The organism is Mesorhizobium sp. KR9-304 (assembly GCF_040049215.1).
GTDB lineage: Bacteria > Pseudomonadota > Alphaproteobacteria > Rhizobiales > Rhizobiaceae > Mesorhizobium_K.
The window spans coordinates 1,266,393-1,281,625 of the sequence record NZ_JBDZDN010000001.1 but is presented as its reverse complement, the minus strand read 5'-3'; the positions used below and the strand labels follow the sequence as shown (position 1 = coordinate 1,281,625).

The following is a 15,233-nucleotide window of genomic DNA, read 5'->3' as shown; positions in this document are numbered from 1 at the left end:
GGGGACCGACATGCAGACGCTGCCGATTGGCCATCTGGCCCGCGTGGGAGAGGCAAACGCGACCGCCGATGCGGGGATGCCGCTCGCCTACGCCACCGCGGTTCTTTGCTGGCTGCTGTCGGCCGGCGTCTATATCGCCGCCAAGTGGGTGGCGCCGGAGATGCCGCCCTGGGCGCTCTGCTTCTGGCGCCTGGCGCTCGCCTGCGCGATCCTGCTGCCGATCGTGCACCGGCACCATGGAGCGATGATTGCTCTCGTGCGTTCGCGGGCCGTCGAAGTCCTGATCGTCGGGGCCATCGGACTGACGCTTTGCCAGGGCATGATCTACACCGGCCTCAACTATACCGACGCGACGACCGCCGGCATCATCATGGCGCTGTCGCCGGTGATGACGATGGTGCTTGCCCGCTTCGTGCTCGGCGAGTCGCTTGGCGTTTGGAAGGCGCTCGGTGCGCTGCTTTCGCTGATTGGCATGGTGGCGATCGTCGCGCGCGGCGATCCTGCCGCGCTGATGCGGTTGCAATTCAATCCCGGCGAGTTGTGGATCGTCGGCAGCGCGTTCTGCTGGGGTCTTTACACCGTGCTCCTGCGCCGTTCGAAATTCGGCATCGAGTTGCTGCCTATGGTCGTGCTTCTGCTCGGCGCAGGCGCGCTCGCCGCTTTACCCTTTTACCTCTGGGAGCTGATCTCGGGCGAACGCTCGGCGCTCCACCTCAACGGTCTACTGGCGCTGGCCTATGTCGCCGGCCCGGGCGGAGCGCTGATGTACTACCTCTACAATCGCAGCGTCGAGACGCTTGGCGCCGGCCGCGCCAGCATGCTGCTTTATTTGCAAACGCTTTTCGTGGCAATTCTTGCCTATGTCTTCCTCGGTGAAAGTCTGCATGATTACGATCTGATCGGCGCGGCCTTCATCATCGCCGGCCTGGTGCTCGCGACCGCGATCAAGGCGAAGACACCAGCTCCGCAAGCGGGCTAGTGGTCCTATTCTCGCGATCCGGGGATCACAAATGGAAAAATCCAGCTTCAGACTGACCGATTAGTCGGGGGCACATCAGGGGGTTTTAGATCATGTGCTCGATGCGGATCGGCAATTCGCGCAGTCGCCGGCCCGTTGCGTGAAAGATCGCGTTGGCGATCGCCGGCGCCACCCCGCACAGCGACACCTCGCCCAGGCTCTTGATGCCGGAATCGAGGAGCGAGTCAGGTTCGTCGACGAAGTCGACGTCGATCGAACCAATGTCGGCGTTGACCGGGATCACGTATTCGGCCAGGTCGGTGTTCAAGAAGCCGCCGTAGCGCGGATCGGTCTCGCTTGCTTCTCGCAAGGCAGCGCCGATCCCCCACACCACGCCGCCGCGAACCTGGCTCGCTGCCGTCCGCGGGCTGATCACACGGCCACAGTCCGCCACGCTCACCGCGCGGGGCACCCGGATGCGCCGCAGCCGGGGCTCCACGCGGACCTCGACGAAATGGGCGATGAAACTGAAGCTGACGCAGTTGTCGAAGACCGGTCCTGCTCGCAGCAACTTGCCTGCGCGGATGAGGTCGAAAACCTCCTCCGACTGGCCGGGTGCCTTGACCATCGCCTCCACCTCAAGCGATGCCCGGCCGGCATCCCTGAGAATTTCAGAGGGAGAGCGGCCATCGATCGAGCTTCCCGGCGTCAGCTTCGCCAGCGCCTCCAGCATGGCATCGGCGGCGGTCTCGGCGGCCAGGGTGGCGGAGGCAGTGCCCCAAGAACCTGCGGTTGGTTGCTGCGGCGCGGCACGCGTATCCCCGATGACCACTGTCACCTCGCCGGGCGGGACCCCCAGCCTGCGGCCCGTGACGGCCGCGATCACCGTTCGGATACCCTGTCCCATCTCATGGGCGCCCAGCGCGATCTCGATGCCGCCGTTATGGGTGGCGCTGAGCTTCACAATGCTCGCGATCATCATGCCGGGATAGGCTCCGAGCGCCATACCCCAGCCTATATACGAGCCGTCGGCCCCACGCATGGATTGCGGCGCCCGGCTTCGCGCGCTCCAGCCGAAACGTTCGGCGCCGCGCCTGAGGCAGGTGGCGGCGTGCCGCGAGGAGAAAGGCAGGCCGGTGATAGGGTCGATGCTCGTGTCATTGGCGAGTCGCAGATCGACGGGATCTTTTCCCAGCGCATAGGCGAGTTCGTCGATCGCCGTTTCCATGGCGAAGCAGGCCGGATGTTCGAAAGGGGCGCGCATAAAGCCCGGCGTTTGCGTGTCCGTGCGCACGAGGCGCTGAACACCGCGAAATGCACCCCATCCGTACAGTCGGGAGCTGGTCGCGGCATACTCACCGGGAAAGAAGTCGTGACGCGAGGTCTGGGAGTCCACTTCATGGATTGCCGCAAGCAGGATTCCGGCAGAATCGGCACCGAGCCGTACGCGATGCCGGCTGGCGGGACGGAAGCCCGAGCCATGAAAGAGCTGCGCCCTCGTTACGACCAGTTTCACCGGGGCACCGGCTCGGCGCGCCGCGACCGCGGCGAGTGCGGTCTGCATCTGCAGCGAGTTTTTCTGCCCGAAGCCGCCACCAACAAACGGGGAGATCACCTCCACCTGGCCGGCCGGAATTCCGAGCACCTGTGCGAGGCCGTGGCGAAGCGCTCCCGAGTTCTGTGTACCTTCGTGAACGATGAGCTTGTCGCCCTCCCACTCGGCTACCGTGGCGACGAGTTCGATCGGGTTCTGGTGCTGCGTCGGGCATGTGAGTTCGATGTCGATCTTGACCGGCGCTGCGGCGAAAGCCTCGTCGGCGTCTCCGGCAACGGGCTCCGTGAGGAACTTGCCGATCGGAGTATCTGCCTGATCCAGGCTTTCCGCGCCGGGCGAGTCGATCGTGGGATCAAAGTGCTCCTCCGTGTAGCTTGCATGGATGAGCGCCGCCGCCTCGGTCGCCGCCTCGAATGTGTCGGCAACCACGATTGCGATGGGCTGACCACGGTAAGCCACGTCGGGCGTGCGCAAGGGCTGGAAATTCTGGAAGCCATAGCCTCCTACAAGGAAGCCCGGAAGCTGCAGGTCGGCCAGGTCTTCATGGGTCAACACCAGGCGGACGCCCGGCGCAGCGCGAGCCTCCCGCGCGTCGATGGCGAGGATACGGCCACGTGGGATGGTTGAAACCGCAAGCGCGGCGTGCAGCATGCCCGGACGGGCGTCGTCCGAGGCGAAGATCGGAGCGCCGCGAACCTTTTGTAGGGCGTCGACGCGTGCGGTGTCGGGGAAAGATACGCTGGTCATGACGTCAGGCCCCTTTTTCGAGCGGTCATCAATGCCTCGGCGACAGTGCGGATGCCCAGTTCGATCCGGAAGGCGTTGGAGTGGCCCGGTGCCGCACCTTCGAGCGCCGCTTCGCCGGCATCCCGCGCGGTCTGCTCGTTCAACGGGCCGCCGATGAGCTTCCGCTCGGTGCCGCGCGCGCGCCAGGGCCGCGTCGCCAGGCCACCAAGGGCGACGCGGGCGTCGCGCACCATGTCGCCATCCATTTCGAGCGCGACAGCAGCCGACGCCAGGGCGAAAGCGTAGGACTCGCGATCACGAATTTTCAGGTAGGTGGAGGCCCGACCGAGCTGCGTGACCGGGACGCGAATGCGGACGATGATCTCGTCAGGACCGAGCGTCGTCTCGATGTGAGGCGTTTCGCCAGGCTCTCGATGAAGTTGCTCGACCGAAATCGTCCTTTCGCCGCGAGGACCGATCAGGTCGACTCTGGCGTCAAAGGCGATCAGGGCTATGGCGAAGTCGCCGGGATAGACCGCGCTGCACGCGTGGCTCATGCCGAGAAGGGCTTGGCCACGATCGAGCCCTTCGATCGCCGCGCAACCGCTGCCGGGCTCGCGCTTGTTGCAGGCATACGGTTCGCCGCCGCGGAAATACGGGCATCGCGTCCGTTGCAGCAGATTTCCGCCGAGACTCGCCATGTTGCGGAGCTGCTGCGAGGCGGCTCGCCAGAGCGATTCTGAGATCGCCGGATAATCCCGAATGAGGAGGGGATTGGCTGCCACGTCGCTCATGCGCGAGAGCGCCCCGAACACCAATTCGCTGCTGCCCGAGGTGTCAAAGCGCTTGAGTTCGCTCAAGTGATTGATGTCGACGATATGCTCGGGTTGTTCGATCCGGAGCTTCATGAGGTCGTACAGCGTCGTTCCGCCCGCGAGCAGCTTCGCGCCGCCGCTGAGGGCCCGCACGGCGTCGCCGAGATCGGCGGCGCGGACATAGTCGAACTGCCGCATGGCTCACCCCTTCATCCTGGCGGCGGCGTCCTCGATCGCCGCAACGATTCCCACATACGCGCCGCAGCGGCAGAGGTTGCCGCTCATGTATTCGCGGATGTCGTCGAGCGAGCTGGCGTGACCCTCCCGCACGCAGGCGATCGCAGACATGATTTGCCCTGGCGTGCAGTAGCCGCACTGGAGCGCGTCGTGATCGATGAACGCCTGCTGCATGGGATGCAGTGCTCCGTCGGCGGCCCCAATGCCTTCGATGGTGGTGATTTCACCGCCTTGAGCTTGTACACCCAGTTTAAGGCAGGAAACGACGCGGCGCCCGTCGATATGCACGGTGCAGGCGCCGCACTGGCCATGGTCGCACCCCTTCTTGGCGCCGGTCAGGCCGATGTGCTCGCGCAAGGCGTCGAGCAAGCTCGTGCGCGCGTCGATGGAAAGAGCATGGTCGGCGCCATTGACCGTCAGAGTGACGCCATGGCGGGCAACGGCCCGTTGGGATTGCGCTTGGGATAGCGTGACCATAGCTGTCATCTCATGCCTCCGTCTCGTGGCGGTGTCACTCGACCGTCCCCGGCGACGCGATCATCGGATCGTCGAGCCACTGGACGGTTGTGCAGCATCACGACTATGGGCCTAACGACGGAACTTGAGGCGCTAAGAGGCGCAAAGTGGCGTAAAGAGACGCAAACTGGGAATGGGTCAGATTAGTCAGGTTCGCGCGGCGCTCTCCTCAATATATTCGCGGCCTCGACGAGATCCTTCGTGCCGTCCTTTTCCAAGTGGGCTTCATAGATGGGCGCCAGGAGTGTCTGCGCTTCGGCTTCACGTCCCCGTTGAAGCAGGAGGCGAGCCAGCGGAACGGCGGCCTTCAGCTCCCAGGCCGTCGCGGACTGATCCCTTGCCAGTTCGATGGAATTCCGGAACGCCGCCTCTGCCGCTTCGACATCGGGAGAGGGGCCGCGCAGGATGATCTCGCCCTGCGTACGAAGGAGATCTGGCAGGTAGAACCTTTGGGACATCTTCGTAGCGGAGGAAATGGCAGCGTCAACGGTCGCAGCCGCCTCGCCATGGCTGCCGCATTGGGCCAGCGCCTCGGCAAGAGACCTCGACGCAGCCGGAATGATCATGTGGAAGCGCTCGCGGACAAGCATGTTGAGCGCTTCCCGCAGCGTCTTGAGACCGGCCGGGGATTCTCCGAGAAGTAGGAGCCATTCTCCTTTCAGCACCAAGGCGGCGGCCGCGTGACTCTTGAGCGAGTGCCGCTCGGCATGCGCGAGCAGACGCTCAATATGTTCTTCCGACTGGTCGACGCTGCCGCTCCAGAGCAGAACCGGAATGCCGTGAGCGGCAGCCATGCTGTAGTCGCCCGGAAGAGACGACCGGGAGGCCCGGTCCATTGCCTCGAGGACCAGTTGGCTGGCGGCAACCGGGGACCCCCTCAGGCTGAGCGCGCGTGCCCGCGCAAGTTCGGCGCGCAGGTGATGATCGTATCCAAACAGATTTATTTCCAGGTGGCCGACATTTGCCTCCAGCGTGAAGCCACGCTCGCAATGGTCGAGTGCCGCCGCCTGATCGCCCGCCATGTGATAGGCTGCGGCAAGTATCCATTCGGCGATGACCCGGTCGCCAGGCGTTCCGCTTTTCTCGGCAATAGCCCCGCTTCTTTTCGCGGCGGCCAGGGCACCGTCGAAATCGCCGAGCCTGGTGAGAAAGAGGTTGAGGCCGGCCAGAAGGCGGAGTTGCGTCAGTCCGCCCCCCTCGGTGTCCGATAGATTCAACCCCCGCTCTATGGCGTTGCGTACCTCCTGCGTGTTGCCGATCGTGTGCATCGTCGAGACCGCCAACGCCTCCAGCAGACGCACTTCCCGTCGTGGAAGATCGCTGACGCCTTTGGTCACCCCCAACGCCCGACGTGCCCAATGACTGGACTCCGCGAGCAGCCAGAGACCGAGAAAGAGAGGTGCCGAATCGGCTGCAAGTTCAACGCCGACCGCGTGCCGATCGTCACTGGAGAAACTCCATTCCAACGCTTTGCGAACATTGCCTATATGCGGCACATACCGATCGATGTCGGTGTAGGCGCCGTGCTCCAGCGCAATTGCCTTGAACATGGCCGCAAAATAGCGCGCGTGACGATCGGCGATCGATCCCAAGGCATCACTATCGTCCAGCTTGGCCCTCGCATAGGCGCGCGTCATGTCGGACAGACGATAAAAAACGGAATCCCCGGCGGGCTGGACCCACACAAGGGACTTGTCGACCAAGCCTGCTATCGTCGCCGCAACGGCCGCGCCATCCAGGTTTTCATCGCCCGCGACAGAGCATGCAGCCTCCATGGTGAAGAGGCCGACAAATGCGGACAGGCGGCAAAGAACGCGCTGCTCGTTTTCCGCGAGCAGATTGAAGCTCCAGTCGAGCATCGCTTCCAGCGTTCGATGTCGTGCGACGACGTTGCGCCCGCCCGTCAGGCTGAGTTCCATGTTGCTTGCGAGCAAACTGGCGACACCGTGAATGCCATATGCGCCGACACGGCTGGCAGCCAACTCGATGGCGAGCGCGATACCGTCGGTCCGGCGGCATATCTCGGCCACGACCGGCGCATCGCCGTCAGTCAATTCTCCATGAAGTCCACTGAAGGCTGCCCGGTCCATGAAGAGTTGCACGGCCGGCGTCGCCAGCGCCTCGGCGGCGGTCGGCATTTCGTTGGCCGGATAGGCCAGGGGGCTCAGAAGATGTACGGTCTCGCCCTCGATACGCAAGGATTCACGTGAAGTGATCAGCAGATGAACGCCCGGCGCGCGGTGAAACAGTTCGCCAGCCAGCAGCGAGGTCGGTTCCACGATATGCTCGCAACTGTCGAAGACGATCAGCATGCGCTTTCCGGCGAGGAAGGTAAGCAGCTCGGCAACGGGATCTGCCCCTCCGATAGCGCAACCGACCGCGGAAGTCATCGCGCCCAGAACCAGCTCGGGCTCGGAAACGGCGCCGAAATCCACAAAGACGACGTTGTCGTCGCCGAACTCCGGCCGCAGCTTCTGCGCGATGGCTGCCGCCACGGTCGTCTTGCCGATGCCTCCCGCCCCGACGACGCTGACAAACCTTCGTGCCAGGAGGATTTCGCTCAGGCTGCCGATAACATGCTCTCGGCCTATCGGTGCGCGAGGCGGCACCGGCACCGGGCCAATGGATCGGGTGACCGGATGCCCGGCCTGTGGCGGGTGTGCCTTCGGTTCGTCATGTGCGATCGGAGCGACGAAGCTGTAGCCCCTGCCGGGGATATTGACGATGTACCGAGCACCGTCCCGACCGTCTCCAAGAGCACGGCGAAGGGATGCCAGGTGAACCCTCACCGCAGCCTCGTCGACGACCACCCCCTGCCAGACGACTTCCAGCAACTCGTGCTTGCCGACCACGTCCCCGGCACGATCGACAAGGGCGATCAGGAGATCCAAGGCGCGCGAACCGACTCGCACCGGCTCGCCATCCCGCAAAAGCAGCCGGCTCGCGTGATCCAGCCGAAAGCTTCCGAACGATATCATCCCCGGACGCGCACCAGCGGCGGCGTGCGGCGGTGCAGACAAAACCTCGTCCGTCCGGGCCATCGCTTGACCTGTCATCGCTTCCCGCTGACGGGCATGTTGGAGGGAGCGACAGACCTGTCTTCCGAAAACCCTGCGCCGATTGCGAAAATATGACTTCACCCGGTTCTGGGTCTTCGCAGAGAGCCATGCTCCACGTTGGACGTCAATCAGACTCCGGCCCCGTTTCCCGGAGGCCCGACCGACGCCAGCGCCCAGGGCTTACGCCGGTATTCGCCTTGAAGGCGGTGGCGAAATGGCTTTGGCTCGAAAACCCGCACGCAAGAGCAACCTCAGCGATTGAGAGCGTCGTGCTCGTCAGCAGTGCCTGTGCCTGCTTCGTGCGACGGCGAAGTTGCCACTGATGCGGTGCAAGCCCGGTGGAGCGCTTGAAAGCTCGACCGAAATGGGCAACGGAAAGGCCACATTCGTGGGCGAGTTCCGACAACGACACGTCCAGACGTTGGTCGATGAGTTCCTTGGCGCGACGCTCCTGCCACGGGGTCAGACCACGGGACCTGATGGGGGCATTGCGGTTGCCGCCGGCATATCGCCCTAGCACGTTGATGCAGACGGCATCGAGGATCGTGTCGAGCAACAGTTCGCTCGCTTGGTGGCGATGGGCAAATGCGGCCAAGGCCGCCCCGGCAAGTTTGCGCATCACCGGATCGTCCTGGCCAACATTGGGAGGTTGAGGAAAATCCGTAAAGACCGGCATGTCGTTCTGCTCGGCATACGCCTTGAGGGTCGGGATGGGCATGTAGAAATTTACGGTGTGGAAAGGATTCCGTATGAGTACCCGCGGTTCCGGTCTCAGATCGGAAATGTAGGTCTTTCCCTCAAGCAAAGCGCCGGTCGAGCGGAAACTATCGTTCAGCCAAAGCTCCAGCTCCATATGCCTGAGGTTTACAATCACCAGATAGGCATCGTCGTAGCCGAAAGACGGTGTTGGATCCTGCGGCAGCGCTTGGGCCTGCAACTCCGTGACAGCGAGCGCGCCTCGATTCAACGTGCGGTTGACGTGGCTGAGAGGCTTCAGCAAACCGAAGGGTTCGCCCAATTGCGAGCCGTAGGCGCGCCTTCTGATGGTTTGACTTCCAGTGAGGGGGACTTCGCCCATTGAGACGCCCTCGACTTGCATCATCCCGGATTTGCGAGGAATGATGGCATTAAACACCTAGGCGTTCAAGAATTGCAGCGTCTGTGCCTTGGTGAGTTATCCTTTCTACTCGCTCGACATCCTGGCATTCGGTGATCGGCCAGCCTCACGTCCGGTATCCTTTGGTCGCGACCGGGAGAACGATGAATCAGCAGGGTCGAGGGGGGGGGGTTAGATTACCGCGCAGTCACCGTCTTGACGATATCGATGTTTCCCCGAAGGGCATATGTGTAGGGGCAGATTGCGTCAGCCTTGGCGACCAGCGTCTCGGCCGTCGTCTGGTCGACGCCGGCGATGGTGACGGCGAGGCTGGCGTGCAGCACAAAGACCTCCGGCTCGGTGCAACTCAGTCCGATTTCGGCGACCACCGTCAGGTCGCCGGCGGTGAACCGGTGTCCCAATTGCAGGGCGACGCGAAGCAGGGAATCGCCGAAGCACGCGGCGTAACCGCCTGCCAGGAGCTGCACTGAATTCGTGGCGCCGCCTGGCCCACCCAATTCGGTCGGTACGGCGAAGTCGAGATCGAGGATGCCATCCTCGCTGCGGATTCTACCGTGGCGGCCGCCGGCCGCGGTGACCTTGGTCGAGTAGAGAATGTCCATGAGATTGCTTCCTTGGTGAACGGATTGGATTTCCCGTTCGCGGCCTCACGGGGCCTGTTCGATCCAAATCGTAGCCGGCTCGCGTCACGCCAGATTGCGCCGCTGATCCTGCCGCCATCGATGGATCGATTCCCGCGAAACTGGCGGCATCAAGTCGAATTGCATGCATTTGTCCTGGGGGCCCAGGGGCTCGGGTCACCACTCTCAGTAGTTTAGGCGGCCGATGATGTGAGGGCGCGTGAAAGCTTTGCGCCAAACAGAGCCATGGCGTTTTCGTGATAGATTCTTTCCGCATCCTGCGCGGAGAGGCCCGACTGGCGAATGTAGTCGACGGCAAGTTGGTAGAGGTTGTCCTGCCAATAAGGCGTATCGGTCCCGAGCAGAAGGCGGTCGGCCCCGAATGTTTCGCACGCGCACCGAAGCGCCGCGGGATGTGCGTTTACGGTATCGTACCAGAAACGCTTCGCTTCCGCGCTCGGCAGCGCCGGGCCAGGCATGAAAACGCGGGCCTGCACATCTATGCGCTTCATCAGGAATGGGAGGCATCCGCCCAGGTGCGACGAAATGAACTTTATCCCGGGAAAACGCTCGGGAACTCGCGCCTGAATAAGCTGGAGGGCGCAGACCGTATCCTCGAACGGGGAGCCGATCGGCCCGTCGAGATGCGCGTTTGTGACGATGCTGGAAGCAAGGCTCACGCCAGAGGGGTGGATGAACACGACGGCCTCACGGCGGTCGAGTTCAGAGAACAAACCATCGAACTGGGAGTCGGCCAATGGCTTGCCCAAGATGGTCGTTGAAACCGTAACGCCGATCATCCCCAATTCGTCGAGGCAGCGCTCCGTCTCGGCGATTGCGGCGTCGATATGCGGCAGCGGCAAGGATGCGAATGCGGCAAAGCGGCCTCGACCTAGCGTCACCAAGCCTGCGAGTATGCCGTTGGCCAGGCGCGCCGCTTCCACGCTTTTATCCAAGCTGGAAAAGTAAGGATCCTGGGGCGAGACGGACAAGACCTGAACGTCAACGCCCGCCTTGTTCATCATCGCCAAACGTCGGTCGAGATCATCGGGCGTCTGGTCGGCGTGGAGACCGCGCGCGATTGTGGTGCCGACGCCTGTGCCGCCGAAGCCGTCCAGCAAATCCAGGTAGGCGACGGGATACAAGTGGGCGTGAACGTCGATCTTCATTTAGGGCTCCTCTGGGTCACTGCCGCTCGACGGCCCCTCAAACCCGTTTTGACGGTATGGGGAGCTCGCGTCGGCATGAACGCGGGCATCTTTCGTGTCCGCCGGCCGCGGCGCGAGTTAAGAGTTGCAAATACATGTGAACGTTCGGACTCGACGCCGAAGACGTTGATTGGCCTTGGCCTGAAGTGCCCTCGCTGGGCTGGAATTTGTCACAGGAGACTCCGATGAAGACGAGCCGTTACAGCGATGAGCACCCTGAGGTACTTCCCGGTTTGGGATCGGCCGGCCGGAGCGGCGGCTCCAAACCGTCCGACCGACACTCATGAAATTTCTCTAACAAAATCAAAGTTTTGTTGGCGCACCCGGCGCAAACCCTTCGGCGATTGCCATCATCCGTCTTTTGGCATTCACCGGCGCGCGCAAGAGCGAGATCGCAGGATTGCGTTGGTCGGAAGTCGACCTCGGGCGCGGCTATCTGAGGCTCGGAGATTCCAAAACGGGGGCGAAGGTCATTCCGATCGGCGCTCCTGCCGTCGAAGTTCTTTCCGGCGTGACCCTCATCGATAGCAGCCCGTTCGTGTTCCCCGCGTCAAGTGGGGAGGGCAGGTTCCAAGGCGTCGAGCGGGTCTGGCGTAAGGTGCGCGCTGACGGCGGTCTTCCCAAGCTTAGACTTCACGATCTACGCCACAGCTTTGCGTCGGTCGGTCTGGCGCGCGGCGACGCGCTGCCGGTGATCGGTGCCATCCTCGGCCATGCCGACGTGAAGACGACGAGCAGATATGCCCACCTTGCCGACGATCCGGTCAGGCAGGCAGCCGACGGGATTGCCAAGACCGTTCACGCCGCTCTATCGGGCAAAACATCGGGGACGGTGGTTCACCTAAACCGGCCCGCTCGAAACACTTAAGGAACCGATCGCGGTGACGGTTCACCACGACCTGCTTGCCGATCCAATCGACTGTAGGCCCACCGACCCCTAGCTTGCGATTCGCGCGACCACATTTCATTGCCCATAATACCGGTGATTCGATTTCTTCCGCTTACGCTGACATACCGTTCCTTATGTGGGCAACCGTGGACGAGAACAACGGCCGTTCCAGAACAGGGGCTGATGCCCAAGCACTCAAGGACGAGCTGTTTCGCCGCGCCAAGTATGGCGAGATCACCGGCGAAGAAGCCGACGTCCATGCGATACGGCTAGGCTTGGATAGTCTGTCAGACAAGCCGGGACCGGACCGACATCGCCCCGAACTCCTCGCGTATTGGACGCTGCCGATGGCGGTGGCTTGGATTGCCTACCTTGACCTCGACGAGGTGCGGGAATGGTCGCTACCATATCGATCCGAGTGTTTCGATTGGCGCTGGCAACGCTGGCGCGTGGGATTCGACGGACCGGTTCACGAAGGTTGGCACCTTGAACAGCGCCACAAGCCGACACTGTCGCTGCTCAGTCTCAGCTCAATTCATGATGACGTCACCGACGACAAGAAACTCGCCATGCCGGTCAAGGCTGCTCGCGAAGCCTTGTGGATGGCGCTGCGCGAAGGGTTCTTCACGGCGACCGGCATCGACACAGAAACCGGCCGGCGTGTCGAGATATCGGCGTTGGATTGGCATGAACTGGTACCCGTGGAAGCCACGGACGAGACGGACGAAGTTCGTCGAGGCTTGCTGAGTGAAGGGTACCGGGAAGTGCTAATTCCATCCAAGCCGCTGCGCGGTTTTTGGCGGCGACAGGAAAGGCCGAAGTACGTCCTGCCGCCTACTATCCTGCCGATTGGGTACGGCTACATGCCGCTGTTTTGCGCCGCGCAATGGATCGCCACCGAGGGCGGCAAGGTCGAGATCGATCCGGCCGAAGTCGAGGTGTGGCGGCCGGCATACACGAACCTGCTCGCGGCCATTGCATCGGGTGCAGTCAAGCTTGTTGGCGTTGAAGGGCACGAGACCAAGCCAGTTCCAACTCACCTCGTCGTCGGCCTATCGGTCGACTATCCTTACGCGGAGCCTACACTTGAGATGATTCTCTCCGACGAACTTGTGCTGCGCTGCTATCCGTATGTGAATGAAGATTACTGGCGCAAAGGCTTTGACGACGCGCTTGTCGATCGGAGCGGCACCCGTTGGCGGCGTCTGTCGGTTGAGAAAGCCGACGTCGGTAAACTGTGGCCATTCGCGATGACGCCAGAGACCGCGACCGGACTCCCGGGACGGCCGGCGCTTTCGAGGCATCTGATCGAGGACGAATTGAAACGTCTCGCAATCGCCGGTGAGTTGTCCCCATCACTACGGGAGCAGGCGGAGGTGCTGATCGCTTGGCTCCGAAGCGCGCATCCTAAGCACGCGCCGCCCAAGACCGGCACTCTTGAAAACAACATTCGAAACGAGTACCGCCGCCTCAAAGCCACGAAATAAACGACCGTGGGCAATTTCGTGCCCGGTTTTTCGTGGGCGGCACGACTGACAAAGCATCTCCGTCAACCGCCGGAAACGCCGGCCAACCGACAGGAGATGCAAGTTGACCGCACCCAATATACGCTATTTCCGCCGCGCTGCCGCCGCGCAGTATGTCCGCGAGAATTGGGGCATGCCGTGCTCTTCAAAGTGGCTAGCCAAGCTCGCTGTTATCGGCGGTGGGCCAATCTATCGCAAGGCCGGCCGCTTCCCGCTCTACACCCAAGGCGACCTCGACCGCTGGGCTGAATCTCGTCTCGGCGCTCCGCGCCGGTCGACTTCCGTGGCGGTGTAGCGATGAGGGGGAGGCAACCCAGTCCTCGGCTGGCGAAGTCGCTTCGGACCTACGACGTTGCCGAGGTCGCGAGGTTGTACGGCTGCCATCGCAATACGGTCCGGCACTGGCTCAGGCAGGGCTTGACGCCGATCGACGACGGCAGGCCTACGCTGATCTTGGGAAGCGTACTGAATGTTTTCCACGCCTCTCGGCGGGCAGCCTGCAAGCGGCCGTGCGGGCCGGGCGAACTCTACTGTGTATCGTGCCGGAAGCCCCAACGGCCGGCGGGCGACATGGTGGACATCTTTAAGATCAACACCAAGGTCTGGAAGGTGACGGCCATCTGTCCCGACTGCGGGCGGCTGCTCAATCAGCGTGCCGGCGCGACGCGGCTGGCAGATTTCCGGGCGAAGTCGGCAGCAGCGTGACGAAGCCACATGAACGCCTAGGGGGGACTATCGTCCCCAGCGTGAATTGTGACTTGGACAAGGACGGAACGGACCGATGAAGATCAATCCGAAAAACGAGCGGGTGAAGCGCACCTATCGCATTTATCTCAAGGAAGCGCGGCAGCTCGACGAGCAGTCGATCGACACGATCGACAAGGCGATGGACCGCTTCGAGACGTATACTAAGCGTCGCGACTTCCGGGATTATCGAGAAGAGCAGGCCATTGCGTTCAAGCGGCATCTGGCCGAGCAGAACAACGTGCGGACGGGCGAGAGGCTGAGCAAGGCGACGATCTATTCGACGCTGACGGCGCTCAAGGATTTCTTTTTCTGGCTCGCCGGACAGCCGGGGTTCAAGGGCCGCTTGCGCTATGATGCCGCCGACTACTTCAAGATGGCTCTAAAGGACGTGACTGCCGCCAAGGCGACGCGCGAGCGGCGCGTGCCGAACCTGGAACAGATTCGCGCAGCACTAGCGGCGATGCCGGATGAGACGCCAGTCGACAGGCGCAACCGGGCGCTGGTCGCCTTCACGATCCTCACCGGCGCTCGCGACAACGCTATTGCCTCGGCCAAGTTGAAGCATGTCGACCTCGATGAGCGCGAGTTCTTCCAGGACGGACGGGAGATCGGCACGAAATTTGCCAAGACCTTCCCGACGTTCTTTTTCCCGGTCGGGGAGGACGTAGAATCCATCGTCCGCGACTGGATCGCCGAGCTTCGGTGCGAGCATGGGTTCGGGCCGGAACACCCATTGTTTCCGCCCGCGAAGATCACAGTCGCGGATGACGGGAATTTCGTTCGGGAAGGTTTCGAGAAAAGGTGCTGGACTGGTGCAGGTCCGATCCGCGACGTGTTCAAGGAGTCGTTCGCGCGGGCTGGGCTTCCATCGTTCAATCCCCATTCGTTTCGTAAGACGCTCGTGCGACTGGCCTATGAGTTGCGACTGGGGCCGGCGGACTTGAAGGCGTGGTCACAAAATCTGGGTCACGATGGCGTGCTGACCACATTGAAGAGCTATGGCGAATTGCCGACGTATCGGCAGAAGGAACTCATCCGGGCCGCCGTCCACGCCGGGGAGGATGACGCCGTAGCCTTGCGGATCGGGCGCGAGATGATGCTGAAAGTCAGAGGAATCCTGTAGACAAACCCTGACCTCTGCCTGCGAAAGGCGGGAGTCGCAGGGTTGATACCCACACATTCTCATGCGTTGAGCGTCGGTTGTATTGACTGGGTAACACCGGGGTAACACCAACGTCGGCTTTGCGCCTCATATCGGTC

Annotated in this window: 13 protein-coding genes; 6 read left to right on the top strand and 7 right to left on the bottom strand. The window is 62.5% G+C overall.

Annotated elements, in window-relative coordinates:
- The first annotated feature begins 76 nt into the window (after positions 1-76).
- Positions 77-979 carry a DMT family transporter gene (locus ABLE71_RS06105; RefSeq protein WP_348783672.1) on the top strand — a complete coding sequence of 301 codons (903 nt, stop codon included), beginning with the start codon at positions 77-79 and terminating at the stop codon, positions 977-979.
- An 85-nt stretch (positions 980-1,064) separates the two neighbouring features.
- Here ABLE71_RS06105 and ABLE71_RS06100 read toward each other — a convergent pair whose 3' ends face one another.
- The 7 genes from ABLE71_RS06100 to ABLE71_RS06070 all read right to left on the bottom strand — a co-directional run bounded on the left by ABLE71_RS06100 (position 1,065) and on the right by ABLE71_RS06070 (position 10,772).
- Positions 1,065-3,260, bottom strand: coding sequence for a xanthine dehydrogenase family protein molybdopterin-binding subunit (locus ABLE71_RS06100; RefSeq protein ID WP_348782459.1), 2,196 nt, complete (start codon positions 3,258-3,260; stop codon positions 1,065-1,067).
- A complete protein-coding gene (locus ABLE71_RS06095; protein ID WP_348782458.1) occupies positions 3,257-4,252 on the bottom strand; it encodes a xanthine dehydrogenase family protein subunit M in 996 nt (331 codons plus the stop codon). Before ABLE71_RS06095 ends, ABLE71_RS06100 begins: the two co-directional genes overlap by 4 nt.
- Positions 4,253-4,255: 3 nt before the next feature.
- On the bottom strand, positions 4,256-4,777 hold the full coding sequence (locus tag ABLE71_RS06090; RefSeq protein ID WP_348782457.1) for a (2Fe-2S)-binding protein: 522 nt from the start codon (positions 4,775-4,777) through the stop codon (positions 4,256-4,258).
- Positions 4,778-4,950: 173 nt separating this feature from the next.
- On the bottom strand, positions 4,951-7,848 hold the full coding sequence (locus ABLE71_RS06085; protein ID WP_348782456.1) for a winged helix-turn-helix domain-containing protein: 2,898 nt from the start codon (positions 7,846-7,848) through the stop codon (positions 4,951-4,953).
- Positions 7,849-7,990: 142 nt separating this feature from the next.
- On the bottom strand, positions 7,991-9,001 hold the full coding sequence (locus ABLE71_RS06080) for an AraC family transcriptional regulator (RefSeq protein ID WP_348782455.1): 1,011 nt from the start codon (positions 8,999-9,001) through the stop codon (positions 7,991-7,993).
- 158 nt (positions 9,002-9,159) lie between these two features.
- The gene (locus tag ABLE71_RS06075) at positions 9,160-9,585 is read right to left on the bottom strand and encodes an Ohr family peroxiredoxin (RefSeq protein WP_348782454.1); all 426 of its coding nucleotides are present in this window, start codon (positions 9,583-9,585) and stop codon (positions 9,160-9,162) included.
- A gap of 212 nt (positions 9,586-9,797) precedes the next feature.
- Positions 9,798-10,772, bottom strand: a complete 975-nt coding sequence (locus ABLE71_RS06070) for an amidohydrolase family protein (RefSeq protein ID WP_348782453.1) — start codon at positions 10,770-10,772, stop codon at positions 9,798-9,800.
- 382 nt (positions 10,773-11,154) lie between these two features.
- On the opposite strand from ABLE71_RS06070, the gene ABLE71_RS06065 reads away from it, so the two are divergent.
- The 5 genes from ABLE71_RS06065 (at position 11,155) to ABLE71_RS06045 (ending at position 15,096) form a co-directional block, all read left to right on the top strand.
- Positions 11,155-11,679, top strand: a complete 525-nt coding sequence (locus ABLE71_RS06065; RefSeq protein WP_348783671.1) for a site-specific integrase — start codon at positions 11,155-11,157, stop codon at positions 11,677-11,679.
- A gap of 167 nt (positions 11,680-11,846) precedes the next feature.
- Complete coding sequence (locus ABLE71_RS06060; protein WP_348782452.1) at positions 11,847-13,187, top strand: hypothetical protein; 1,341 nt, start codon at positions 11,847-11,849, stop codon at positions 13,185-13,187.
- 103 nt (positions 13,188-13,290) lie between these two features.
- On the top strand, positions 13,291-13,521 hold the full coding sequence (locus ABLE71_RS06055) for a hypothetical protein (RefSeq protein ID WP_348782451.1): 231 nt from the start codon (positions 13,291-13,293) through the stop codon (positions 13,519-13,521).
- 275 nt (positions 13,522-13,796) lie between these two features.
- A complete protein-coding gene (locus ABLE71_RS06050; protein ID WP_348782450.1) occupies positions 13,797-13,931 on the top strand; it encodes a hypothetical protein in 135 nt (44 codons plus the stop codon).
- A 76-nt stretch (positions 13,932-14,007) separates the two neighbouring features.
- Positions 14,008-15,096, top strand: a complete 1,089-nt coding sequence (locus ABLE71_RS06045) for a site-specific integrase (RefSeq protein WP_348782449.1) — start codon at positions 14,008-14,010, stop codon at positions 15,094-15,096.
- Positions 15,097-15,233: the final 137 nt, after the last annotated feature.

Bases quoted from the DNA above. Each gene is read 5' to 3' on its own strand.
- ABLE71_RS06075 (WP_348782454.1), bottom strand. From the start codon at position 9,585: ATGGACATTCTCTACTCGACCAAGGTCACCGCGGCCGGCGGCCGCCAC.
- ABLE71_RS06070 (WP_348782453.1), bottom strand. From the start codon at position 10,772: ATGAAGATCGACGTTCACGCCCACTTGTATCCCGTCGCCTACCTGGAT.
- ABLE71_RS06090 (WP_348782457.1), bottom strand. From the start codon at position 4,777: ATGACAGCTATGGTCACGCTATCCCAAGCGCAATCCCAACGGGCCGTT.
- ABLE71_RS06100 (WP_348782459.1), bottom strand. From the start codon at position 3,260: ATGACCAGCGTATCTTTCCCCGACACCGCACGCGTCGACGCCCTACAA.
- ABLE71_RS06085 (WP_348782456.1), bottom strand. From the start codon at position 7,848: ATGGCCCGGACGGACGAGGTTTTGTCTGCACCGCCGCACGCCGCCGCT.
- ABLE71_RS06050 (WP_348782450.1), top strand. From the start codon at position 13,797: ATGGTGGACATCTTTAAGATCAACACCAAGGTCTGGAAGGTGACGGCC.
- ABLE71_RS06045 (WP_348782449.1), top strand. From the start codon at position 14,008: ATGAAGATCAATCCGAAAAACGAGCGGGTGAAGCGCACCTATCGCATT.
- ABLE71_RS06105 (WP_348783672.1), top strand. From the start codon at position 77: ATGCCGCTCGCCTACGCCACCGCGGTTCTTTGCTGGCTGCTGTCGGCC.
- ABLE71_RS06095 (WP_348782458.1), bottom strand. From the start codon at position 4,252: ATGCGGCAGTTCGACTATGTCCGCGCCGCCGATCTCGGCGACGCCGTG.